Annotated in this window: 15 protein-coding genes; 6 read left to right on the forward strand and 9 right to left on the reverse strand. The window is 63.0% G+C overall.

The genetic code is table 11. The features are described 5' to 3' along the window. Positions 1 to 20: 20 nt before the first annotated feature. From V5E97_RS07980 to V5E97_RS07990, 3 genes are all read right to left on the reverse strand, one after another. Positions 21 to 998 carry a DUF1559 family PulG-like putative transporter gene (locus V5E97_RS07980; RefSeq protein ID WP_406698793.1) on the reverse strand — a complete coding sequence of 326 codons (978 nt, stop codon included), beginning with the start codon at positions 996 to 998 and terminating at the stop codon, positions 21 to 23. 1509 nt (positions 999 to 2507) lie between these two features. Then, positions 2508 to 3602, reverse strand: coding sequence for an alpha/beta hydrolase (locus tag V5E97_RS07985; RefSeq protein WP_406698794.1), 1095 nt, complete (start codon positions 3600 to 3602; stop codon positions 2508 to 2510). Positions 3603 to 3704: 102 nt separating this feature from the next. Continuing rightward, positions 3705 to 4562 (reverse strand): YiiX/YebB-like N1pC/P60 family cysteine hydrolase, encoded by an 858-nt coding sequence (locus tag V5E97_RS07990; RefSeq protein WP_406698795.1) that lies wholly within the window; start codon positions 4560 to 4562, stop codon positions 3705 to 3707. Between the two features lie 748 nt (positions 4563 to 5310). Between V5E97_RS07990 and V5E97_RS07995 the strand changes: the two genes are divergently transcribed. Beyond that, positions 5311 to 8988 carry a hypothetical protein gene (locus tag V5E97_RS07995; RefSeq protein WP_406698796.1) on the forward strand — a complete coding sequence of 1226 codons (3678 nt, stop codon included), beginning with the start codon at positions 5311 to 5313 and terminating at the stop codon, positions 8986 to 8988. Positions 8989 to 9095: 107 nt separating this feature from the next. Further along, positions 9096 to 9866 carry a sugar phosphate isomerase/epimerase family protein gene (locus V5E97_RS08000; RefSeq protein ID WP_406698797.1) on the forward strand — a complete coding sequence of 257 codons (771 nt, stop codon included), beginning with the start codon at positions 9096 to 9098 and terminating at the stop codon, positions 9864 to 9866. Between the two features lie 176 nt (positions 9867 to 10042). Here V5E97_RS08000 and V5E97_RS08005 read toward each other — a convergent pair whose 3' ends face one another. Continuing rightward, positions 10043 to 10981 carry a hypothetical protein gene (locus V5E97_RS08005; RefSeq protein ID WP_406698798.1) on the reverse strand — a complete coding sequence of 313 codons (939 nt, stop codon included), beginning with the start codon at positions 10979 to 10981 and terminating at the stop codon, positions 10043 to 10045. 455 nt (positions 10982 to 11436) lie between these two features. On the opposite strand from V5E97_RS08005, the gene rsmD reads away from it, so the two are divergent. Beyond that, positions 11437 to 12132, forward strand: a complete 696-nt coding sequence (gene rsmD / locus V5E97_RS08010; protein WP_406698799.1) for a 16S rRNA (guanine(966)-N(2))-methyltransferase RsmD — start codon at positions 11437 to 11439, stop codon at positions 12130 to 12132. A 266-nt stretch (positions 12133 to 12398) separates the two neighbouring features. Here rsmD and V5E97_RS08015 read toward each other — a convergent pair whose 3' ends face one another. The 4 genes from V5E97_RS08015 to V5E97_RS08030 form a co-directional block, all read right to left on the reverse strand. Continuing rightward, positions 12399 to 16088: a WD40 repeat domain-containing serine/threonine protein kinase gene (locus tag V5E97_RS08015; protein ID WP_406698800.1), complete on the reverse strand. Its 3690-nt coding sequence runs from the start codon at positions 16086 to 16088 to the stop codon at positions 12399 to 12401. Continuing rightward, positions 16072 to 16746: a sigma-70 family RNA polymerase sigma factor gene (locus V5E97_RS08020; protein WP_406698801.1), complete on the reverse strand. Its 675-nt coding sequence runs from the start codon at positions 16744 to 16746 to the stop codon at positions 16072 to 16074. Before V5E97_RS08020 ends, V5E97_RS08015 begins: the two co-directional genes overlap by 17 nt. Positions 16747 to 17120: 374 nt before the next feature. Beyond that, complete coding sequence (locus tag V5E97_RS08025; protein WP_406698802.1) at positions 17121 to 17549, reverse strand: thioesterase; 429 nt, start codon at positions 17547 to 17549, stop codon at positions 17121 to 17123. A gap of 104 nt (positions 17550 to 17653) precedes the next feature. After that, a complete protein-coding gene (locus V5E97_RS08030) occupies positions 17654 to 18340 on the reverse strand; it encodes a DUF2293 domain-containing protein (protein WP_406698803.1) in 687 nt (228 codons plus the stop codon). Between the two features lie 211 nt (positions 18341 to 18551). Between V5E97_RS08030 and V5E97_RS08035 the strand changes: the two genes are divergently transcribed. After that, complete coding sequence (locus tag V5E97_RS08035) at positions 18552 to 19010, forward strand: MarR family winged helix-turn-helix transcriptional regulator (protein WP_406698804.1); 459 nt, start codon at positions 18552 to 18554, stop codon at positions 19008 to 19010. Positions 19011 to 19106: 96 nt separating this feature from the next. After that, on the forward strand, positions 19107 to 19898 hold the full coding sequence (locus V5E97_RS08040; protein ID WP_406698805.1) for an alpha/beta hydrolase: 792 nt from the start codon (positions 19107 to 19109) through the stop codon (positions 19896 to 19898). A gap of 81 nt (positions 19899 to 19979) precedes the next feature. On the opposite strand, the gene V5E97_RS08045 is transcribed toward V5E97_RS08040, so the two are convergent. After that, on the reverse strand, positions 19980 to 21125 hold the full coding sequence (locus V5E97_RS08045) for an FAD-dependent monooxygenase (protein WP_406698806.1): 1146 nt from the start codon (positions 21123 to 21125) through the stop codon (positions 19980 to 19982). Positions 21126 to 21736: 611 nt separating this feature from the next. Between V5E97_RS08045 and V5E97_RS08050 the strand changes: the two genes are divergently transcribed. Then, on the forward strand, positions 21737 to 24055 hold the full coding sequence (locus V5E97_RS08050; protein ID WP_406698807.1) for a DUF4159 domain-containing protein: 2319 nt from the start codon (positions 21737 to 21739) through the stop codon (positions 24053 to 24055). Positions 24056 to 24346: the final 291 nt, after the last annotated feature.

The raw sequence follows: 24346 nt of genomic DNA on the forward strand, positions 1-24346 counted from the left end.
CATTGCGCCGAGTGATTTGCCTAGAAGCTGTCGCTGCTAATGATTTCGCCGCCGTTGCGGGTTCCCAGGGCACGCCAGGTACCGAGGTTGATCGACGTCTTGACGAACTTGACCGATCCATCGGCCATGCAGACATTGACGCCACCGGGGTGGCGGCTGTTGGCCGTGGTGCTGATTCGTTGCGGCGGGAACATGCACGACCGCGAATCCGGCGGACTGCCGTGGTAGTACTTGGTCGTCGTGTGACCGTCGGACATCCAAGGCGCTCCGGCGTTGGAATTTCCCTGTTTGGTGAGATCGCGAATGTCCACCGCCCGGCACATCTGGAGGGCTTCATCCGCACTGGCGGGATAGGTCCCGGGCTGATACGTGTCGGAGATTTCCGTGGAGATCAAGTTGCTGTAGTCGCCCTTGACGTGCTCGCTAAAGGCGGCCGTATTGCTCGTGCCGTCGATCACGTCGGCGATCTTGATGTTGAAGTCGCCGAAGATCAGGCCGTTAGGAGCTGGCATGGTCGTGTTCACGCTCGCCCTGTCTTGCGGGCCGAACGCATTGACGATGCTTGTCCCGCAATTGACCCGATACGTGATGCCGGCATAGCCCACGGGGAGTTGATTCTGCGAGTCCGATGGGCAGAGGAAGATGTTGATCGATGTCACCAAGGCTGTCGAGTTCGGCGCGGCGGTGGTGGCTTGGCTGAAGTTGATCGCGTTATACAGGGCCGTCTGCTCCAAGAACGAAAGCAGACGAGTCTGCGGCGAGAAGCTCGACGAGGAGCCGGTTGCCACGTTGAGACTCACGCCGATCGGAAACGACCCGTTAGTGTCATGATAGTTATGAAGGGCGAGTCCGAATTGCTTCAGATTGTTCACGCATTGCGCCCGGCGTCCCGCTTCGCGTGCCGCCTGGACGGCAGGTAACAACAGTGCGATGAGAACCGCGATGATCGCGATAACGACGAGCAATTCGATCAGAGTGAATCCACGTCGATTGGACATGAAAATGCCCCTGTGAAACACATGGAACGTGAAAGCAGCACTGGTGTGAACTGTGTGAGCCGCACAACCGTTCCGTTGTCTTTCCCTGCGGAGAGCCCGCACGGCGCAGTCACAATCCCTGACGGCAACGGTTGGGGTGTCGATTCATGGGGGTTGGATCTCGCCCCCTGCATGTGGAGGTCTGAGTCGCGTCGAAGGGAAACCGTCGCTTAAATTGTCAGCGTCGAAGCGTGGCAATTCGCTCGACTGGACTAGTTAGTTAAGTTGAAATGTGCCGAAATATCAACGAGTTGAGTTGAGTTAAGGTCGAGGCTCCTTTCTGGGTTCCAACGGAATTCTCGTTGGCAACGTCCCACACTCGCCTTCGCGGATCGCACGCCGGGCGACCCCGAGCTTGGAAGACTGTGTTATTGGTTTGAATCAAAGGAAATGTGGACTGACGGCAAGCCTTAAACCTCGAGTTGGCCGTCATTTCAAGAGAGCTTACGCCACTAGAAATCGAAATGCAACGCGCCCTAATTCAATAAAATGAAATAGACAGTTGTCGGATTTTCATGTTCCCAATATTCGCCTGAACTGCTCATGCTTTGGTGCGGGATCGGCTCGCGTGACTGCGGCTTGACTAACGTCTTAAGAGAAACGTGGTGATTGTTTAGGGCGAGGACGAGGGGATTGGCGTCATGGCCACGATTCCTGACGTGGTCGATAAAGTAGTCACGGCTTGATTGAGGAGAGCATTCCATGAATGAATGCAAGCCAACAAAGAGATTCCACTTCGAGGAAGAACGGTTTCCTCAAGCTATGCTTGCCGCCGGAGTCGCCTGGATCGAGGCCGACGTGGTAAGCATAGTGTTATACGAGCCAGCCCATGCGAAGGCCCGAAGACAGGGAGTTTACGCTCCCCGCTCGCCTTCCAGGCGAGCGAGATCCAGGGAACCACGATCGGAGTCGTCCCTTGGTTGTTGCTCTTAGCTCGCCTTCTAAAGGCGAGCTAAGAGCGTAAACTCCCTGTCTTCCGACGGACGAAGAGCCCCGGTCACGTGGCGACAGTTTGGAACTTCATAAGGCCTGATCATCCCTTGGCGATCAGACGAATCAACGAATCGCCAAGGTTATCCCTTAGCGTCGTCTTCAGGAAAAAGATGCGTAATCTTGGTTAATGAAGATATTGTGATGTTTGCGATTTTTGTGATATCGTATTTTAAATAAGGGAAAAGTCCCTGGCCGATTTCGCTCGTAGCAGCCGGCTCCAAATATCGAGCGTTGATGGAGAACCTTTGCGGGTCGCAGTCTCTCCCTCAGGCCGCGGAGAGAGACTCCCGCCGTGGGTGAGTGCCGATGGGGAGCACCAGGTTCATCAGGCCGTCAGCCAGACAGGAAGGGCAGGTAAAGCAGACTGGACCCCCTCGCCGACTCGCGATTGCAGGTCCAGTGTTCGTTCCGTAACTCCGTCGCTGTGTAAGGCGGCGCGGGATTTCGTCGACATGAATCGGGCGAGCGAGCCAGAGGCTACTTCTGGACCGTCGCCGAGGACGTGAGTGTGTCCTTTGCCCCTAGCTTGATGAGTCGCAGACCGTTGGTGAGAAAAACACGAGGAATGATCGAGAGGTCGTCGCCGACGATCGGCCGTTCGACGACGCGCCCGTCGCTCCAGTAGCCGAGGTGGCGGAACAACTCGCCGCGGTTGGTGGCTTCGTCGAGGGTCTTGCCGGAGAAGGCGGCCGAGAGGGTGATATCGGCCAGTCGCCAGAAGCCGGCATAGTCGAAGACGTTGAGCTGGGCCCGGTTCATCTGGAGGTCGCTCAGGACCCCGTCACCGGTGTCGAAACCGGGTAATGCGGCGGTCGGTGCCAGGTGGTCGGCGATCAGTTTCGGGGAACCGTGCAGGTCGCTCAGGTAGAGGACGAACTTCTTACGGTCGTTGGGGATCGAGGTTGCCCCGGCAAAGATTTGGCGGGCTCGGGCGTCTCCCACGATGAGGTCGTCCTCGGCGGCGGTGACGACCAGCAAGGTCGTCGACGGGATTTGGGCGAGGCTTGGGCCGCGGATCGTTTGCACCTGGCCCGGCATCATGGCGATGACGGCGCGAGGTACGGGGAGGAAATTCTCCCGAGCCACCGCTGCAAGCTGCGCTGAGAGGTTGCCGCCGGCCGAGTGGCCAATCAGGGCGAACTGCTCACGGTCGGGCCGGATATGCTTGGGCGAAGTCTCGAGCACATCGAACGCATCGCGGATGGCGACCAGCGCATTCGAGAGAAAGTCGGACGGAAGGGTGGCCACGTCGGCCTGGTAGCGGGGAAAGATGACGATCCGGCCGCTTCGAACCAGGTGGTCGATCCACGCTCCATACGCCCCTGGGTTCACGGCGAGCCAGCCGTGATTGAAGACCACGACGGGTGCCGACTTGGGTGTGGGTTCGGCAGGTTCAAAAAGCCAGTAGGAGGTGGCCCCCGCGCCGAACTCCTGCCGCACGACTGATTTGTGGGGATACGCTTCGTTCGTCGCCAGGCTCTGGAGTCGCGTTTCGCCTCCGAACGCCAGGGTTGCGGAAGCGGTCAAGACGATCCCGAAGCCGAGTATGCCGATCCGTGGCAAGCGTGGCATGGCAGGCGGGCTCTCAATGACCAAAAGGCGGGATCCCGGCCAATCCATTGGACCGGGATGATCGTCAGTCTGACCAAGTCCCACCGAAAGTCAATGCCAGCTTCAGGACGAGGTCGATCGCTCGCGGGCGGCTGTTTTCGCTCCCGTACCCGTCCCCGAGGGTTTGGGTTGCGACTGACCCGCGGTCGAGGAGTGGGGAGCCGCCGGGTAGATCGTCACCAGGCTGGGGGACGACCAGATGCCGTGCCGCTCGTTGCCGGGGAAGAAGACGGTCTGGTCGAGCGTCAGGTTCGAGAACTGAAGGAACATGAAGACGCAGATCGGGTACTTCGTCACGTTCTCCATGTCGCCAAGCCGGACGGGCTCGGCCAGTGGCAGCCCGCTGGCACGGTACGCCTTTTCGGTCATCTCCACACAATAGAGGGCCTGATCGTCTGGGCTGAGCTCGAAGTCGAAGGGGACCTGGCGCTGATAGGACTCGCGACAGAACCGGATGGCCCCGGCCGCGTGTGACTTCAACTGGGGCCGGAGTCGCTTGACCCCGAACGGGCCGACGTTGTCGAGGATCCAGACGGCGAACGGCTGTCGCCGGACACCCGCCTTGGTTGTGTCATAGACGACCGGCTGCCCATCCTCAATGGCTACGATCCCGGTGTGCGAGTACTCACTTCCGCTCACGTTAGCGGTGAACCGGCTGAACGGGAACCGGCCGAGGAGCAGCCGAGCATCGGCGCGACGGAACACGATATCGCCATCGCGGAGCACTTGCTTGCCCCATTTGTCCCACTGCAACATCAGCGGGCTCATCGGGATCGGCGAGATTTCTCCGCTAGCCCGAGCGCGGGTGGCCTCGGGTCCCCAGGGATTACCCTGCCAGTGTGCGGGAATGAGCCGATCCGTCGGTTCTTTGCCGTCGTGGCCGTTGAACAGCACCGTAACGCACCACACGAAGGTCCACATGGAAGTTATCCTCTATGTTGAGCAGCGATGCGAAATCCCGAGGGAAAGGAGGCATCGGAGGCCCATTTGGGGGGAATCGACGCCCAGGGTTCGACCATTCGGATCCGGGCGTTGAAAATCGGCGAGACGACGGATAGCGGTATTTGTACTCAAAAGGATCAGTCCGAGGTCTCGGAAAAAAGCAAGGGAGTTATTATCGACCTCGCCTCCGAATTTCGCAACCCGAAACACCTGTATGTTTTTACACATCGAGTGGTGCACGCCGTTGTCTGACGCCCTCGGCCAACCGACTTTCTCAAGACAAAGATAGCATCCTTTATAGGTGACTTTTTTCGTTCCAAGTACGTTTGGGCGGAATTTGTTGACTTCCCCATCCTGTCTAATGTACCGATGGGCCGTCTTCTCTGGTCCCGGGATAGGTGCTTATCCGCGAACGGGGGGATCGGGATGCAACGATTTTTCTTTTTTTTTGGGGATTTAGCTTCAGTTTGCGGGACGAGCGGTCGAAGCCTATATCGGTGTGAAGTTGCGTGGGTTGTTCATGTTGCGGATTCAGAGGTGTCGGAGCCGGAACCGGGCTGACAAGGATCGTTGACCCAGGCCTGCTCTGAATGAACCTCAAGGGACTTGGTTTTTCTGCATGCGCAATGGATGGCGCAAGGTATTGGCGGGCTTAGGGTGGTTCCTCCTGGGAACGATCGCCGTAGCCGCGCCACCCAATCCGCCCCTCCCGCCTGGGGGAGCCGCGGTGCGTATGACGGTCGAGGTCGCCTGGAAGGTGCCTCCGTCTTCGCCGCCCGTCGAGAACCCTGGACTTGAACTTGAGTTGTCCGAGGGGCGGGTCATCGAAGCGCTGGCTTGGCCGGCGCGAACCCGGGGGGGCCCCGCTCCGCGCGCCAACGGCTGGCGGCTTGGGAATGAATCGAACGGCCGAATCCGCGCTCGGATCGAAGCTCCGCTCAACGCCAGCTTGCTCTTCCGGGCGAACGGCCAGGTGATCCGGCTCCCGGTTCTGTCCATCCTCGATGGTCCACAACGACTTGCCGCGCAGCCTTCCGTTGAGATCGCGGTGGAGCGGCTTGCCTGGGACGCGATTGCCGTCAACCTCGACCAGGGGGACGGTACGGCCGCGCCCGGGGCGACGATCCCGGTTTCGATCGGGTTCAATGTGCTGACGCCCGAGCCGACCGAGGTGGCACTGAAGTGCTCGGCCGAACTCATTCCTTATCGTGGGGGAGCCGCGGTCTGGCGGCAAGAGTTGCACGACGTTGTGGCCACCAACGTTGTCGCCCCACCCGGCAAGGTCTGGAATCTGACCGCTCCGCCGGCCGAAGGGACGTACATCCTCGAGGTTCGCACATCGTGGGAGCCGCTTGCCAATCTCGAAAGCAGCCGGCTTGGACGCTGGATTCGCCGACGGAGAAATCCGGTAGCGGCGACCTCTGCGGTTCGAAGAGTGGCGCTGACGGTGGTCGGCTCGCAGCCCGCGAAGTGGGACGCTGGCGTGGTGGGAACGGCCGAACTCGAGGTGGAATCGATCGACCTGGCGCGACTCCGTGGAGAGCGGGCGTCGGCCTCGGGGCGAGCCCCTGTCCTGGTTCCGGGGGGAGTGGCCTGGTCGGTGCCCGAGGCGGCCTTGGTGGAAGCGACGCGCCGCGATCGGCTGCGCGGTTGGATCACCCGGGCAGGGTCGGAGACGGCGGTTTTGCCCCCCTCGACTCCGGCCGGACTGGCCTGGTCGGCGCTGGGATTGAAAGTTCCAAACCCGGGCCGCCCGCACCGGTTGTCGGTCACGGTCACCGGCGGCCATCCCTCCGCACTTGGCGTGGCGCTTGTCGATTCCGGGGGGGGGCAAGGCCGCCCACGGGTTCTACTCGATGCCTGTGCTTCGGGGCCGCCGATCCTCGAGGGGACGCCGGTCGCTTCGTTCTCCTGGCTGGTCTGGCCCGACGACGCCGATCCCGTCCTGGTGCTGGTCAATCGCGATGCGGTCGCGCCGGTGCAACTCGGGTCCGTCTCGCTGAGGGAACTTCCCGGTCTTCCCGCGCCGCCGGCCATCCTCGCGCCTCCCGGTTCTCCCGGCCGCGGACTCGGTCTGTACCTGGCGGGTCCGGAACTACTCGACCGATTCGGCGGTGGGTCGGTCCCCGGTGATCCGCTGGCCCTCTCCCTGAACGTGGCGCGCTACCTCGCTTACTGTGGTGCCTCGAGCATTATCATGCCTGAGGACCTCGCCGACCGGTCGCAACGCCGCGCCCTCGACGGTCAGGCCAGTGAGGATCCGATCGGTCCCGACCGTCTCGATCTGCTGTTGCGGATCCTGGACCGCCAGGGACTCACCGCGTGGTTGGAACTGGCGACGGAAGGCCCATTGCCCGGCCTCCCTTCCCCCGACTCGCCCGAGGCGCTGGCGAAGGGCCTGGTGCGGGTCGACCGCCGTGGCCTGGCCGACGGCTCGACCTACCATCCCCTCAATCCTGAAGTCCGCGAAGCCTTGAAACGGCGCGTCGCCCAGACGGTCTCCCTCCGGAAGACGCGACCCGCCCTGGCCGGCCTTCTGATTCGCCTGGGGCCTGGGCCGACGTTGCTGGGGGGACCGGATACCGGACTGGATGACTTGACGTTCGCCCGGTTCGTCCACGAGACCTTCGGCCCCGAGACCACTCGCGATATCCCCGGGCTCGGGACAACGGCTCCGGGCCGGTTCGAAGCCCGATCCCAGTTTCTGGCCGGGCCGGGCCGGATGCCTTGGTTGACCTGGCGTTCCCGAGGAATCGGGGCGCTCTACACTGAGTTGAACGCGACCGTCCGTCGCACCGCCCCCGGCGCGATCCTGGCCGTGGCCACTCCCGGCCTGGATGAGGGCCCGGCCGGTGTTGAGGCCCGGCGGGTCGACCTGGCCGGCCTCGCTCCCAGCCACGCCTGGCGCGCTGTCGGATTCGACCTCGAGACCTGGCCCACGGGCGAAGACGTTCCGGTCGTTCTCCGCGGCGTGGGCCTCTCGGCCGACGAGTTGTCACACGATCTGGCGACCAGCCCCGAACTCGATGCTCCGGTCATCGCCCGCGCTGGGCGAGGGGTGCTCATCGGGCTTGACGAACCAGGCCTGCGCACCGGAGACTTGCGGCAAGCCGCCTCTCAGGCCAGAGGCGGGGGAAGTCGTGGGTTGCGGCTGACCGCCATGCCGTTGCCCGAGGGAGCGACGGGAGACGAGTTGATGGGGCATGCCTTGGCCGCTCTCGACGCGCGGTGGGTGATGCTCGCTTCGTCGGCCGTCGCCGGGCATGAGGAACGAGTTCGCCAGTTCGCCCGCGTGTTTCGAGCTCTGCCCGCCTCGGCGGCCTCCTCTGCGTCCCTGGACCGGCAGCCGTTCGGCGTGGCGGTCCGGACCTTGCGGTCGGGGCCCTCAACCTATGTCTCACTGGCGAATGATACGCCTTACCCGGTTCGGGTTGAGACGATGCTGGGAAGTCGTTCCGCCACGGTCGACGACCTCGGTCGATCGCTTCGCCTGGCCCCCGAGGCGGTTGGGGGGGGGAGCCGGCTGGTTCTGGATCTGCGCCCCTTCGGCGTCGCCGCAATTCGGGTCGGATCGCCTCAGGTCAAGGTTGGGCCGGTGACCCCTTATCCGTCCGAGGCCGTTCTGGCTGGGATGCAAGCACGGTACGACGAGATCTCGGCCCAACTCTCGCGGCTGAGCCGAACTCCACCCGGTGGAGTCGTCGCCGGGCCTGCCAATCCGGGCTTCGAACCGGGCACGACCCCCGTGGTCCAGTTGGCCGGGGTACACGAGCCCACGCCTCCCGGGGGATGGCGGCTCCTCGACAACGAGACCGGCGCGGCCGAGATTGATTCCGAGCAGCCCCACACGGGACGTGGCAGTCTTCGCCTGGATGCGGATTCGCCTCCCGCGGCCATCCTCAGCGACGGCTTTCCCGCCAAGGGGTACGCTGCTTTGACGGTGCAGGCCTGGTTCCGATCTGACCACGCTGATGCGAAAGTCCGGCTCTGGATCGAAGGCGAGGGGGGAGGGCAGCCCTATCGCCGCTGGTCGGAGCTCACGGTGCAGCCCGACTGGGTGGCGCATGCCGTCCGTGGCTCGGAGCTTCCGGCCGACGGACTCGCCGCCGCCCGGATCCGGTTCGAATTGCTCACCCCCGGTAGCCTTTGGGTCGACGACCTCCGAGTCTCGGGCACGGTGCCGACGGAACCGGAGCGTGAGAACACCCGGCGGGTGCTCCTGGCCGCGCTCCACGCTTACCGCAAGAAGCAATATGCCGAGTTCGCTCGCCTTGCCGGTTCGCACTGGGCCCGCTCCTCCTCATCCGTGGCGGTGAGAGCGGCCGATCCGGCCACGACCGACCATTCCGAGATGATTCGCACGGGCAAGGCGACTGCCCTACCGTCCAACAGCCTGCTGCGGTAAGATCGTGCCCGAACCGTGGTCCGTCCTGGGCCGAGCGTTCGCGCTACGGGTCGGGAGACCCGGCCGCCCGGGACGGGAACCCCCTAGGGAGGATGAGGAGGGGTCGGGTGTTCGTCGCCTGCAACACGCTCTGCTTTTCGAATGAGCCGCTGGAGTCGGCCCTGCGTCATATCGCCGAGTTAGAATTCGACAAGATCGAACTGGCGATCGTCGAGAATAGTCCCCACTTGCGCCCGTCGGAGGTGGCCGAGAACCCCGAGGCCGCCTTGCACCGGCTGCGGCGAGGGCCCAGCCTGACCCCCGCCACGCTCGGACTCGACTTCGGCGAGGGAGACCTCACGGCCCCCTTGCTCCGGAAACGGTTCGAGGCGATGTGCCGTCTGGCCAAGCCGCTCACCGTGGCCGTTTTGACCATTCCGGCCGCCCCGCTGGGCACCTCGTTCGACGACGAGGTGAAGCGGCTCTCGACGCTCGCCGGCTACGCGATGCGCGAGGGCCTGGTCCTGGCCGTCGAGACCCACTCGAAGACCTTGACCGCCGACCCGAAGCAGGCCGTTGAACTCTGCAAGGCTGTCCCCGGTCTCGGTTTGACCCTCGACCCCAGCCACTACATCCAAGGCCCGCACAACGGGGCCGACTTCGACGAGGTTTACCCCTACGTCCAGAGCGTCCACCTCCGCGACACCGGCAAGAACCCGGGCGAGTTCCAGGTCCGCGTCGGCCAAGGCGAGATCGAGTACAACCGGGTCGTCAACCAACTCGTGCGATGCGGTTACGACCGAGCTCTGACCGTCTCCATCCTCGACATGCCCGAGAATAACTTCGAGGTCGAGGTCGAGGTTCGCAAGCTCAAGCTCTTGCTCGAGAGCCTGCTTTAAAACCGCTTTCCCATCGACGTCCACGTTCCCTTCGGAACCGTGGATGCCCCGCCCGAAACCCACACAGGATCGTTCGCGAAGGCGAGATTCGCCTTCGCGAACGGTCTGCGGCGCCCCTCCGACGGCCCAGAAATCGAACGGAGCGATCCCGCGGCACGACTCGCCCGAGCCTTGGGCTAGTGCACGGGGCCCATTTCGTAAACTCCGTCGTAGGCGGCGACGCCACGGGAGCCGGCCTTGTATTCCGAATGGTTGGCGATCGCGTTCCGGAGTGGATCGAAGTCGGCGTCACCTAGCTCTGCGCCTTCCAGCACGCTCCTCGCAAGCAAGTAGCTTTGCATGAAAATCGCCTGGTCTTCCTCGTATCTCCCGACCAGTTGCCGTCGGTCGCTGGGCAGGACGTACGCCTGAGCATAAAGGCTCTCCGCCAGGTAGGCCGCCGCTTCGTCATCGAGCGTGAAGATGTTGCAGGCTTTCTTCAGGTCGAAGATCGCATGAACAGCTTCGTGAACGATGTTGGCCTTATCGACGATGTCCCACCCGAACCGGATATGGAGGGCATTCGCTTCCGGGTCATATTCCGCCTTCTCGGCGTCACCGGGGAGCCGGTAGACGGCAAACGTGCCTGAGCGAATCCGGTCGGCAATTTTGCGGAATTCCAGAGTATTGATGTGGTAGGGGCCGATGTGGAAATTAATCCAGCCCATGGGGGCACTCCCGAGAGTCGAGAGCACGATTTGAGCCGCGGCCACATCGCCGAATCCCATCGGGGGCCGTTGCGGCTTGGGCGGGACGCCGACGCTTGGATCCATTTGCCACCCTGGGGGCGGTAAGTAGATGGTGATCGGCATCGCATCCTTGCGTGCGAATTTAAAGTCCTTCTTGTTCTTGGTCAACACGTTGCAGCCAAGCAGGTTGGCCATGTAATAGTTGACCTCGGCCCCGTCGGTCGTCTGGAAGTTGAAATAGATCACATCCCAAACGTTATCCCGACTACAGGCCTCGGCCGCCGTCCACCACGACGCAAACGCGGATGCTGGGTACGGAATCCCACCGGTCGGCGGCCATTTGGCGAGTGGGTTCTTCGGGTACTTCATAATCGGTTTGTTTGCCATGCACGGGACCTCCTGAGATAGAGACGTTGCATGAAGTCGTGTGTGACCGTGTTGATGGAAATGTGCTCCCATCCAAGCCGACTACGTACTTCTTTCGGATGCGCCATGAAAGTGGGTGAGAGGACAAGAAGAATCTCGTTTGTAACGATCTCCGAAAGAGTAGATTCTTCTGCCATCATGTGAAATGGGGCAGCCGAGGCCGTGTCAGTGATCAGCCCGCCTCGATCAAGTTTGGGCACACCGGCCAAGGGTCCGCTGTCTCGATCGAATGGGTGAGTCGAAGGATTTCCTCACGAAATTCTTCGGAACCGGTATGATCAGAGTTGGGGAGAGACGGTGCCATTCGGCAGCCCAGGCATTCGGGCCTGAGATCGCTTATCGTGAGTCGAGTGGTGGGCTGGGGTGATCGAGTTCTTCTTTTTCTTCGAATCGACATTGTGACGAGGGGATCGCTGATGCGCGTGGTTTCGGGGACGGCGAAAGGGAGAACACTGCTCGTAGTTCCAGGCGATGGGACGCGTCCGATCCTCGATCGTGTAAAAACCGCTCTTTTCGATATCCTGCGTCCGCGGATACCGGGCATGACGATGCTCGATCTGTTCGCCGGCAGCGGGAGTGTTGGGATCGAGGCGTTGAGCCAAGGCGCCTCGTTCTGCACGTTTACCGACCTCGCGCACGCCGCGGTCACCACGATCAAGAAGAATCTTGCCCACACGGGCCTGGCTGACCAGGCCGTCGTCCGGCGCGTCGATGCCTTGAAATTCTTGAATTCGACAGATCAGCAATATGATCTGATTTATGTGGCCCCCCCTCAGTACAAAAACCTTTGGGTGGACGCGATGCGCCGGATCGCCGATCGGCCGACGCTGCTCCGTCGTCCCACCGAGGGATCCGAAGGGACTGAGGAGCCTGGACTTGTGATCGTCCAGATTGATCCGAAAGAGTACGTGAAGCTCGACCTTGGCGAGCTCCAGGAGACCCGGCAGAACCGCTTCGGAAACACCCTTCTCATCTTCTATCAAACACCCGGGAGCCCGGCTCTCGAGTCGAGCGATGACGATCGCGATGATGATGATGCCGAGGGGGAGGAGCCGGATGCCCGGGCCGCGGACTCTTCCGCCGAGGTTCTCGATCAGGAAGAACCCGCCTGAGCCCGTGCTTCGGGAATCCGATGCTGGCCGCGTAAAGCTTCGCCTAACCCGTTATGAATTCATCAACGATTTACGATTGATCGATGGCCGGAATCCGATTTCTCCCGTAGGGTGGGCACGGCTCACCATCCTTATCTCCGTGCCAAATTGGAGGTTAAGATGGTGGGCTGTGCCCACCCTACGGGAATCGTTAGGTCGACGATGATTCCATGCCCGATCACGTTGACGGCGGGAGAAACGGGTTCGGCGAAGCCTTACCCGCCTGCTTACCAGCTGAGTCCGAGCCGCTTGAACTCGCTTCGGACGTGGTCAAGGTCCCAGATGTCGACGAGTTTATCGCTCCCGGCGCTGGCGAGGAAGCGGCCCTGGGGGTCGGAGGCGAGTGTGCTGACGAACCCGCGGTGGCCGGGAAGGCGGAGCAGGGGGGAGGTCGGGTTGCCGAGCGACCAGAGGTCGATGTGACCTTGCTGGAGGCCGACGGCGAGTTCTTGGCCGTTCGGCGAGAAGGTGAGCGACCAGACCCCTTGCCCTTCGGACTCGCTGGAGGGGAGCGGGAGCTCGGATCGGACCGTCCCGTAGGCCGTGTCGACCAGCATCACGTTCCCCATTTTATCGCCGATGGCCAACGTCTTGCCGTCGGGGCTCAGGCTCAGGCGGTTGATCTCACCCGGGAGTTGCCATTCCAGGTTCTGCGCTCGGCCACCATTCAGCGCCACGGCATGAATGTTCGAGTCGTTGTCGAGCAGGTAGAGCCGATCACCGACCGGACTTGTCGCCAGTTGCCGCCAGGGGTCAGAGTTTCGCCAGGAGCGGTCGAAAATCTTCGCTAATTCTGGGGAACGAGGCCGAGGGATCTCCTGAGTAGACCAACGGAGCGGCTCGGTCGGGGCGTTCCAGACCATGATCTGATGGCCTCGCGCCACAAACAGGGTCTGCCCGTACGGGGTCGAAGCCACGGAAGTCGGGAACATTCTGGGCTGTGAACGTCGGGGGCCGTAGTGGCGATACGGGATCGCATCCGGATCGACGGCGATCAGGCGGTCCTTCTCGTTGAAGATCAGGGTGGCCGCCCGATCCGCCGGGACGTAGTCGTCCGTCGCGCCTGGAAGGGGGTCCGCCTTGACCTGCTGGGTTGTGGATGGACAGTGACCAGGGTGCCAAACCCGGATTGTCCCTTTGACGGAACCGATGGCCAGTCGCTGATCGGATCCGAACGCCAGTGAGGTCGGCAGCGTATCGAACCCGCTGATCTGGGACCGAACCACCGGGTCAACAACGGCCCAGACCGAGGTGGATGCGGTCGAGCTGGCGGCGGCCAGAGTTCGTCCGTCGGCGGAAAAGGCCAGGTCTTCCACCAGGTTCGGGACGGGCAAGACCGCCAAGGCGGTATGAGACGCGGGGTCCCAGATCTCGACGCCCGACCCCGGCGCTCCCGCCGCGGCCAACAACGTCCCATTGGGGTTGAACCGCAGTTGTCGGACGTAGCTTTGGAATGGGGTCAAGGGGGGAAGCGGGGTCCGTGAGCTGATCTCCCAGAATCGGATTTGCCCCCCACCGGCGGCCGCGAGAAGCTCGTCGGGGCCCAGGGCCAAGGCGGTTAGTTCGGTTTGAGCCTCAATGGGCTGACCGAGTGCCTGGCCGTCCTCGGCCGACCAGAGCGACACGGTCGTTTCGCGGCTCCGGGCTGTGGCGATCGTATCACCGTCGGGAGAGATCGCGATCAGCGAATCGTCACGGATGGGGAAGCCGGCCGCCTTCCAGCTTGCCAGGGTGGCGATCGGCTGGCCGATCGAGTTGAGGTCGTAGAGCCGGATCTGGAATTCCATGCGCGGCATGTCGCCTCGCGAGGAATTGTCGCGGGGGCCGTTGTCGGTGCTGGTCAGTTCGGTGGTCACCAGCCGATGCCCGCCAGGTGCCGCGAGCAGGGAGAGAACACGACGTCCGTCCGTCTCCCAGTCGCGGATCGGGGTGCCCGTCGCCAGGTCGAAGAGGCGGAGTCCTTTGCCATTGGGCAGGCTGACAATCACGCAGTCGCCCGCCACCGCGAGGCCGGCGGAATGCCCGCCTCGAAAACGGGTGGCACCCGCGGGCCGGCCCGCGGTCGCGGACGTGGTGCCGGCGGGCTCGTCCTCTTGCGGGATCAGCCGATGCCGTTCCAGACGTTTGCGATCGGCCACGTTCCAGAGGCTGAACTCCTCGCCGTTCTCGGAGAGTGCGGCGAGCCGAGCCCCCTCGGACCCGAAAGCGATCCCACGGGTCGCGCCGGTGACGAACTCGGGACGTGCTTCGACGTCACGGATCACCAGGAACTCGATGGCCTCATCACGGAGTTTGACCTTGAGTTCGGGATCGGGGTCGAGCGCCGCGGCTTTACTGAGCAGGTCCAGGCCCTTCGCCCGGCGGTTCGGGAGGTTGGAGTGGCGGACCACGGTCGCCTCGCTCAGGTAGCGTTTTCGCAAATCGGCCAGCCACTTGCGGTTGCTGGTTTGGACTTCGCGCAAGGCGCCGAGGGTATTGTTGTTGGCGATCTCGGTTTTCTGCCGTTCGTCACGCGCCTGGTCGCGTTCATGGATGACGCGGACGTAGGCCGTGGTCGCTACCGCCAGCACGGTTGCCGTCGCCACGGTGGCGATGGCCGTTCCCCCCGGGTGCCGGCGTGCGTAGCGCCAGGCCCGTCCCAGGGGGCTGATCCGTCGCGCCCGGACCGGCTCGCGATGAAGGAACCGCTCGAGGTCTTCGGCCAGTTCCAGCGCCGAGGCGTAGCGGTCCGCCGGGCGCTTCGCCAGCGACTTCAAGACGATGGTTTCCAGGTCGCGGGGGATCCGACGGTCGAACTGGCGAGGGGAGACCGGGTCACGATCGCGGATCTGCTCGACTAGCTCGGCGGCGGTCTGTCCCTCGAATGGTGGGCGGAGCGTGAGCAGTTCGTAGAGCGTCGCTCCCAGGCTATAGACGTCGGTTCGGCCATCGATCGGGCCGATTCGCGCCTGTTCTGGGCTCATGTAACGTGGGGTACCTAGCAAGCTATCGTGATGGGTCAGGCCCGGGTCGGCCAGGCGTCGGGCCAGTCCGAAGTCAGCAACCCAGACAATCCCCCGCGCGTCGACCAGGAGGTTCGACGGCTTCACGTCGCGGTGAATGATTCCACGGCGATGCGCGTGCGAGAGCGCTTCGGCTGCCTCGCGTCCCACCTCGGCGACCCAGCGATAGTAGGCCGACCCGATCGGCGGATCGTAGGGGGGCCGCTCGTCATGGTCGCGTTCTCTGCCGAGGGCACGCCCGGCGCCGAGGTCGCCGCCGCTCTGCCCCATCCAGGTTACCGTGTCGTCTTCCACCCTTTGAGAAGGCGGGCTGGTCTCGCTCGTCGCCCGACTGCGCGATGCGGGCGTTGTTCCTCCCGTGCTCGACCCGGCGGCAATCGAGCGATCGCGGCGGAGGTGGCGGAGCACCTGGTCGAGCCCGCTCCCCTCGATCCGCTGCATCGCATAGTAGCAGAGGCCGCCGACCTGGCCGACGTCGAAGACCGGGACGATGTGGGTGTGGTGCAAACCGGCGGCGGTTCTCGCCTCATTCAAGAACCGGCGGCGTCCGTTCGAGTTGGGCGCGGCGTGTGTGCCGAGCACTTTCAGGGCCACCGGGCGGTCGAGTCCGACGTGGACCGCTTCGTAGACCGTCCCCATCCCTCCTCGGCCGAGCTCGCGGACGATCCGGTAACCGGCGATCCGCCGTCCCGACTCGAGCCGATTGCCTGGTCCCGACGACTCGCCCACCAACCCTCGGATCAAGGCGAGCCCTTCCAAGGCGGCTCGGAGGTCCTCGCTCAGGTCGGGATAGCGTGCGGCGAATTCATCCGGATCGGGCGGCGCCCCTTCTTCGGCCAGGTTGAGATAGGCCTCGACGGCCTCGCCCAGTCGTTCGTCGCGGTCGATCGGATCGGTCTCAATACGGCGGACCATCGTGATACCTCATCGGACCCCCTGGGGGTCCGTCGATCGAGCGTTTCACGGCTTTCAGGCCGCGGGCCCAGATTCCTCGGATCGACTTACGGCTCAGTCCCATGCGGTCGCCGATCGCCTCAAACGAGAGTCCATCGGCATAGTACAACCAGAGCACCTCGGCGTCGGTCTCGGCCAGGTCGGACAGGGCATCGGCCAGCAGTACCGTCAACTCACGCTTGCTGGCCGCCTCGCTGGGACTGGTCTGGCTGAGTGAGAGCATATCGAGTAGCCGACCTCCCCCGCCCTGGCCCGGTTCGGCCCCACCGCCCCCCTCCACTCCCCAGGGAGCGTCGAGCGGCATGAGTGGTCCCCCCGAGGAACGTTTGGCCCGGTTGTGATACCGGGCCAGGTCGGCCAGTTTCTGGCCCACCAGGCGACGGAGCCAGCCGACCAGCGCTGCCTCGTTCTGGCCCGTGAACTGCGGGAACTGCCGGACCACCTCGACGAGCGCTTCTTGCACCACATCCGACAGTTCGACGCGCTCACGGAGCCTCGGACCCAGCCCCGTTCGCACTACCATTCGCAGGTAATTCCGATAGAGCGCACAGAGTTCCCCCAGTGCGTCGGTTTCACCCGCACGGGCCTTGGCCATCAGTTCCAGTGGTCCCGCGGCCATCGGCCACCTTTCTCTTCTTTTCTATCGATAATTCAGCGTCAGCGCATTCGTCTTCGTTCCTCACTTCTTATGATCGGCGTAAAATCCTCTCAGGGCAAGCCCCGTTTCGGTCAACCGGCCCTCGAGCCTTTTTTGGGGGATGGTGAGGCGAGAGTGAGTTGGGGACCGACGACGGAGCGGTCCGGACGATTCCGGTCTCGAGCCGAGGCCAGCCCCGGCGTCAATCCTTGAGAAATTGAGGATAGGTTCAGCCGAGGAGATGAATGCCTCTCGCCTCGAGTCGTTCACGCTCGGGCAGGCGGGGTCATCCCAGGCTCCCGGGCCGCGATGGCAAAGGAGCCGGGAAGAATCCTCTCGTTCCGCACGAGCTCGGCTTACCCGAGGAGGTCGACGATCCGCTTGACCTTGTCTGCCCCGAGTTCGGCGATCAGCGTTTTGATCGATTGCATGGCATCCAGCAGGTCGGGTTCACCCGTCGCCGGCCGTGGGCTCGGTGGCGGGGCCAGATAGCCTTCGACCGCTCCACTGGCCTTCGACCCGGTTTCCATCTCGGACTGGGTCGCTTCCAGCTTCTTCTTCAACTGGCTCTTGATGGACGAGAAGTGCTGAGGGTCTATCTCGATACCATAACGCTTGGCAATGTAAGCCACAGCGCGTTGGGGTGAGTCGAATCCCTCGTGGATCGCGGCTTTGGCGGCATCAATTTTCTTGATCGGCTTCGTATCCTTCCCGAGGTTTTCCTGGCTGTCACTCTCCCGCCTGGAATGTGACCGTGAAGCTTTCGCGGAGTTCGATCGTGTCATGGCATGGGGGCCTCAATGGATTAGCAGGCCAGCAACTTTTACCTATCTTAACAGCTTGCGGTCGGAGTGCAATGAGGGGTTGCATATGTTGCGAGGTGCACCACCTAGTGGTCGACCGCCAAGGCCTTCTTGAGCGGACAGGCTTCGGGGGCAGACTGCTCACGGCGGTAGCGGGCCAGTACTTCCTGGGATCGCTGAGCAAGCTGGCGCCGGACCTCTCGCCGCTTGCCTTTGACCTTGGGAATGGCCATCGAGTCATAGGCGGTCGTCTGGTGCCGCATCCATGCGATAACGGCCGCCTCGGCACGCTGCTCGACCGGGATCCGCTTGGTCCGAGCAACTGTGCCGCTCCCGACCGGGGTGGCGTGATCGGCGACGGCTCGGGCCAGCAGGCCGGCGAGCTCGGCGTGCTCGGGGAGGAAGGCGAGGAATGACACCACCGCCCCGAAGAAATCCTCGACATATTCGGCCTGCGCTCGATCACGACGGTGGGCGTCGGATTCCTTGCGCCTGGCATATTGCTCGGTGGATCGTTCGGCCTCCAACTCCGCACGAATCCGGGCGATGGTCGCCTCGGGCGCCCACACACCTCGGGAGAAAACCCTCCGTCCCTGCTTCTCCTGGACGATCCAGTGGTCCCCGGCCAACTTGACCCGACGAGTCAGTCCGGCGTCTCCCGGTGGAAGGAGAGCCCAACCCTCCGGGATGCTCAGAACGCGACCGTCCGCGGCGCGGACGCTGTTTGGGTTCGGGCCGGGAGTGAAAGTAGGGGTCGACTTCTCGGCGCTCAAAGCAGACCTCCTGAATCCGCCACCATCCCGATCGTGGAGCGACCTCGATCCCTTTTGGGATAATGTGGCCTCTTGCAAAACCGCCTTGAACCACAAACAGGGAAGATCGTCAAGTTATCGTGCTCCGCTCCCCTCTGTCCCACGAAGTCGGTGGATCCCAAGGCGATCGGCTCCTCTTGACGGCGTTTTTGGTTGTAGATACAACGTGGGTATGGAACGAGCACCGGCCGATTTTTCAGAACTGGATCGGGTCGCGGGCGAGTGCATTGCCGTGCGGGTTCGCCTGATCAACCGGGTGATTACGGGGTTGTACGACGAAGCGCTGAGGCCGCATGGGCTGCGGGTCAGCCAAGGAAATATCCTGGTTGCCGTGGCTCATCGGGGTGAGGTGAAGCCGGCGGAGGTCTGCCGGCTGCTGCGGATTGAGAAGTCGACGCTGAGCCGCGACGTGGAACTCATGAAACGCGAAGGTTGGCTGGCGTCAGAGCCGCCGAGCGGGGGGCGGAACCAGACGATTCGGGTCACTCCCGAAGGGATGAAGCTCCTGCGTAGGGCCCAGCCGGCGTGGGAGCAGGCCCAGGCCGAAGCGAAACGGTTGATCGGAGAGAGCGGAGTGACGGCACTCCGCCAGATCGCTTCCCGGCTTGGCCTGGGGAGGCTCGAGGAATGAACCGTGGCTCCACAGGCGGTTCGACGAAGTGCAAAAGCGTGTGGGCCGCGCGTTGTCTCGACTCTTTTCCCGTCGATTCCGTAAGAGGAGGATGTCGTGCCAGAGCAGGACAACGCCACGGACGTCTTCGAGGTTGGCGATCCCTTGATCGAAGCGGTCAACCGGTTCCTGACCCCTCGGCCAAGCCCGTTGACTCCGCGGGATGAGGCGCTTCTCCGCCAAGGCATGGCGCTCGACTTGGCGTGCGGATTGGCGGCCAGCTCGTGGGGCGAGGGGCCGACTGTGCTGCTCGCCCACGGCTGGAACAGTCGAAGGACGCATTGGGGGGCCTTCATCAATGCCCTGGTCGATGCCGGCCTCCGGGCGGTCGCCGTCGATGCCCCCGCGCATGGAGACTCGCCGGGGCATCAGACGAACGTATTCGCATACAGCCAGGCGCTCGTCCGAGTGGGCGGAGAGCTTGGCCCGCTGGCCGGGGTCATCGGTCATTCGTTTGGCGCTGGGGCCGTTGCGATTGCCTTGCACCGAGGGTTGAAGGCCGATCGGGCGGCCCTGATCAGTGGGCCCGCGTCCTTGGTCTCGGTGATCGAAGCATGGGGACGTCATCATTACTTGGCCGAGTCGGAGATCCCGGCGTTCGTCCGCCTGGTCGAACGCCAGGTGGGGGAGTCGATCGAGGCTCTCGATATCACACGGCTCGCCGCAGAAATGAATCATCCGGTGCTCGTCGTCCATGACCAGGGAGACGAGGACATCCCGGTGGAAGACGGCCTGGCGATCGCGGCGGCCTGGCCGGGGGCACGCGCCCTGATCACGCAGCGGTACGGCCACCGTCGCATCCTGATCGCCAAGGAGGTCTTGAGCGAAGTTGTGGCGTTCCTGAAATGAAGCAGAGGCCGGGGATCGTGGACCGAGGTCTCACCGCTTCACGGAACCGGTCGATCGCCGTGACCACGGGCGGATGGAGGGTTAAACTTGCGGTGTGATCATCCAGGCCATTTGCTTCGCTTGCTCGCGTGCGACGTAGTGTGAGCGGAGCAGGGCCGCGCGGAAACGGCAGGCCAATGGGTTGGACCACTGGGCGATCCAGGCCGCCCTGCGCGACTCGCGGACGACTCGACTGGTGCGGGGGATTCGGCGGACCTCGTAGTCTCGGAGGGCTTGTGGAATGTCGGAGTTTGCCTGCAGGCAGTCAGCCAGGATGACAGCGTCTTCAATGGCCTGGCAGGCGCCTTGGCCCATGTCGGGCGTCATGGGGTGTGCGGCATCGCCGAGGAGGCTGGCGTGGCCGACGCTCCAGCGCGAAAGGGCAGGGCGGTCGTAAACATCATTGTGAAGGATCGCCGATTCGTCGGTTGCCTCGATCAGATCCTCAACGGGCGGATGCCAGCACCGAAACAGGTCGAGCAAGCCCTGTTTGCGTCCGTGCGGTGGGTCGCCTTGTCCTTCGGACGCGGTCTGAGTCGCGTACCAGTAGGCGCGGTCGTTGGCCATGCCCCATTGGCCGAATCGTTTGCCGCGCCCCCACGTCTCGCCCGGGGAGAGTCGAGAGATGTCGAACGGTACAATCGCCCGCCAGGTGGTATAGCCTGCGTAGTTGGGCTTCGCGGGGCCGAACAGCGACTCGCGGACCACGGAGCGAAGGCCGTCGGCACCGATCAGGAGGTCGCCGGAAACCTCACGACCGTTCTCGAACCGTGCGGTCACGCCTCGCTCCGTCTGGTCGATGCCGACGCAACGCGTGCCGACGGTCACGGTGTCTCGTCCGACCGCGTCCAGGAGCAAGCTGAGAAGCTCCGCCCGGTGCAGGAGCAAGATGATCCCTTCGGCCGTTGTGTCGCCGTGAGCTCCCGCCTTCATCTCGAGGAGCATTTTGCCGTCGGGGGTGCGGAACCCGCCCTTTTGTCCTGCCACGCCCCGCGATTTGGCCACGTCGAGTACGCCCAGGCGGTCGAGTGCCACGAGGGCGTTTCTCCAGAGCGAGATCCCGGAGCCCACCTCTTTCAGTTCCGGCGAGCGCTCGAAAATCTCGACCGCAAAGCCCGCTCGCCGAAGCCCAATCGCCGCGGCCAACCCGCCGATGCCTCCGCCAATGATGATGGCGTTTTTGCTCATGTGGTTATTGTCTGCGTGTTCGGCCGTGCGTGTGAACATCTCCAGAGGTTCGGGCGAAACCTCATATTGAGAAGGGGGTAAGCTCGCTCACCTGACGAGGACCAGTGCCGCGGCGGCGGCGACGGCAAGAGCGAGGGACGCGATATTCCAGGGAGAAGTGCTCATTAGCATTGGTGTCAAGACCTTTAAAAAAAAGACCAAACGGGGTTGGTCGTAACAGTCGGACGGTGGGACCGAATCGGCCATGAATGCGTGGAACCATGGTGATTGTAGGGTGGATCTGTTAGGTTTTGAAGTAGGCCGATTGAATTTGCAGTGTTATCGATGGCGACTTTTGGCCGAGAGGCTACCGTGGTCGTCAAGGAATCGGGTGTCCTTTTTTTTTCTTGGTCCGTCATGAGCGGCCAAGAGGGAAAGCTAAACCAAGGCGTGTCGCGGGCGCGGGATCTGTCCGGGTAAGATGGGGTCATGGGGCGTAGGGATTGGGCGGCGTCCGGGGGCGGATCTGAAGGATCTTCGCCTTCGCGCTGCGTTTCTCGGGCTTCCGCTTCGGCCCGATCCGGAAAGGTCAGTGCGTCGTGCTGTTTCAAGGCGATTGTTCGAATGCCGGCTTGCCGCGGCGGCTGTCTCGCTCCTGGTTCGTGACGGCGGTCCTCACCCTGGTCGTGATCGCAATTGGGCAGGCCACGATCGCCAACGCGGCCGTCACGCGGGAGGAGGTCGAGCGGGCCCTTCGCAATGGGGTTCGCTACCTGAAGAGCCAGCAACGGGCCGATGGCTCGTGGAGCGACGCGGTGGGCGACGCCCCGAGCGGCACCACCAGCCTGATCACACTGGCACTTTTGACGGCGGGGGAGCCGGCCAACTCGCCCACCATCACGCGAGCGCTGACGTATCTGCGTGACTTCGGCCCTGATCAACTGAACAACACCTACGCCGTTTCACTCCACACGATGGCCCTGGCCGCCGCCGATCCGCAGCAGGATCTTGTGAAGATCACGGCGAATGTTGCATGGCTCGAGAAGGCTCAGATCAAACCGGGCGATCGTGTCCCCTGGCCCGGTTCATGGACGTATACCGCGACGAAGTCCCAACGGGGCGACAATTCGAACAGCCAGTACGCACTCCTGGGGCTCAACGCGGCGAGCGAGGTTGGCGTACCGGTTTCACCGCAGGTTTGGACGCTGGCCCGCCGTTACTGGGAAGAATGCCAGCGCGCCGATGGGGGCTGGCCCTATATCGCCGGCGACGCACAGGGCTCCACCGGCAGCATGACCTGCGCGGGGATCTCGAGCCTGATCATTACCGGCCTGCAACGGTTCCAGGGACAGGAGACTCTCGAGGGGGACGAGATCGCTAACTGTGGGAAGGGGGGCATCAATGTCAACCTTCAGCGCGGTCTCGACTGGATGGCCAGCCACTTCCGGGTGAACGAGAACTTCGGCAACGGTTTGACCTGGCGCTATTACTACCTCTACGGTTTGGAACGCGCAGGGAGGCTCACAGGCCAGCGTTTCTTCGGCAACCATGACTGGTATCGCGAGGGGGCCGAACGCCTGGTTCGCGACCAGGATCCGGTCCAGGGATACTGGCAGGGGAATGGCCCCGTCGAGAATTCGCAGTTCATCGTTACCTCCAGTTTCGCGGTCTTGTACCTGGCCAAGGGGCGTTCGCCGGTCCTGATCAACAAGCTCCGCCACGGCCCGGGCAACGACTGGAACAATGATGTTGACGATATCCGTAACCTCGTCAGTGTCGTCTCACGCGACTGGAAAGACATCCTCGGCGGGCGGGTTCTGACCTGGCAAGTGGTCGATCCCGACCTGGCCACCGTTGAGGATATGCTGCAAGCACCGATTGTTTACTTCAACGGCCATCAAGCTCCCGAATTGACTGCGGAAGGGAAGCAGAACCTTCGCTCCTACGTCGAGCAAGGGGGATTCATCTTTGCCGAGGCCTGCTGCGGCAGGGAGGAGTTCGACCGGGGATTCAAAACGCTGATGAAGGAAATTTTTCCCGACGAGGGTTACGCCCTTCATCCGCTAGCCGAGGAGCATGCGGTCTGGCGCGCCCGGCACGTGCTGAGCCCCGACGTTCATCCGCTCTGGGGAATCGAGCATGGCTGCCGGACCGTGGTGATCTACTCGCCGGGAGACCTGTCGTGCTACTGGAACCAGGCGGAGAATAGCCCCGCGAATCCGAGCGTGATCAAGGCTCAGCGGGTCGGCCAGAACGTGGTGGACTATGCCACCGGCCGCGAGCTCCCCGCCGACAAATTGGCGGCGCGCGAAGTCCGAGACTTCAAGCCGGAGACTCCCCAGCGCGGGGCCTTGCACATTGCCAAGCTTCGTCATGCCGGAGACTGGAACATCGCCCCCCTGGCGATCCCGAACCTCACGATCTCATTGAGGCAGAAGCTCGGTCTCGATGTAGTGGTCAACCACAAGGAACTCTTTCCCAGCGACCCGAACATCGTCCACTATCCTCTGATCTACCACCACGGCCGCGCTGGATTCACGTTTTCCAAAGAGGATATGGATAAGATCCGAATGCATCTGGATCCGGGAGGTGGAACGCTTTTCGCCGACGCCGCCTGCGGCAGCCCTGCCTTCGACGCAAGCTTCCGCAAGTTCGTCGCCACCATGCTCCCCAACCACCCGCTCGTTCCGATCCCTCGGGACGACGAGATCTACACGAAAAAGGTAGGCTTCGACCTCTCCGACGTCCAGTACACCAAAGCGGCCGGGGGCGGCCGTGACGTTCCTCAACTCGAAGGGATCAAGATCGATGGCCACTGGGCCGTCATCTACTCGAAATACGATATTGGCTGCGCCCTGGAGCGTCATCAAGGACTTGACTGCAAAGGGTACGTCCCTGAGAGCGCTCTCAGGATTGCCACGAACATCGTGATCTATTCGACGTTGCCGTGAGCGTTTCCCACGTGAAGCCAGGAAAGAGGCGGGCAGTAAGGTTAGGCTATGCCGAAGTGTAAGCAGTTATGTTTGTTGAATTGGTTTGCAGTTGGGGGGGCGGATTCCTCCCGTAGGTAAGCACAGTTCACTGTCCCTATCTCCTTGATCATGAAGGGAGGTTGGGATGGTGGGCTGCGCCCCGACTCCATCAGCTCTCCTTGGAGTTGCACCCAACGAAGGGGAAATGGGGGGCTGGTTCGGTTGGAATGGTCGTATCCTCTCGGCCGGTCGCAATTCCTCGGGCTCGCG

The organism is Singulisphaera photorubra, assembly GCF_045290345.1.
Classification (GTDB): domain Bacteria; phylum Planctomycetota; class Planctomycetia; order Isosphaerales; family Isosphaeraceae; genus Singulisphaera.

What these genes read in the sequence shown, in the direction of transcription:
- V5E97_RS07980 (WP_406698793.1), bottom strand. Translation starts at nt 998, where the DNA reads ATGTCCAATCGACGTGGATTCACTCTGATCGAATTGCTCGTCGTTATC.
- V5E97_RS07985 (WP_406698794.1), bottom strand. Translation starts at nt 3,602, where the DNA reads ATGCCACGCTTGCCACGGATCGGCATACTCGGCTTCGGGATCGTCTTG.
- V5E97_RS07990 (WP_406698795.1), bottom strand. Translation starts at nt 4,562, where the DNA reads ATGTGGACCTTCGTGTGGTGCGTTACGGTGCTGTTCAACGGCCACGAC.
- V5E97_RS08005 (WP_406698798.1), bottom strand. Translation starts at nt 10,981, where the DNA reads ATGGCAAACAAACCGATTATGAAGTACCCGAAGAACCCACTCGCCAAA.
- rsmD (WP_406698799.1), top strand. Translation starts at nt 11,437, where the DNA reads ATGCGCGTGGTTTCGGGGACGGCGAAAGGGAGAACACTGCTCGTAGTT.
- V5E97_RS08015 (WP_406698800.1), bottom strand. Translation starts at nt 16,088, where the DNA reads ATGGTCCGCCGTATTGAGACCGATCCGATCGACCGCGACGAACGACTG.
- V5E97_RS08020 (WP_406698801.1), bottom strand. Translation starts at nt 16,746, where the DNA reads ATGGCCGCGGGACCACTGGAACTGATGGCCAAGGCCCGTGCGGGTGAA.
- V5E97_RS08025 (WP_406698802.1), bottom strand. Translation starts at nt 17,549, where the DNA reads ATGACACGATCGAACTCCGCGAAAGCTTCACGGTCACATTCCAGGCGG.
- V5E97_RS08035 (WP_406698804.1), top strand. Translation starts at nt 18,552, where the DNA reads ATGGAACGAGCACCGGCCGATTTTTCAGAACTGGATCGGGTCGCGGGC.
- V5E97_RS08045 (WP_406698806.1), bottom strand. Translation starts at nt 21,125, where the DNA reads ATGAGCAAAAACGCCATCATCATTGGCGGAGGCATCGGCGGGTTGGCC.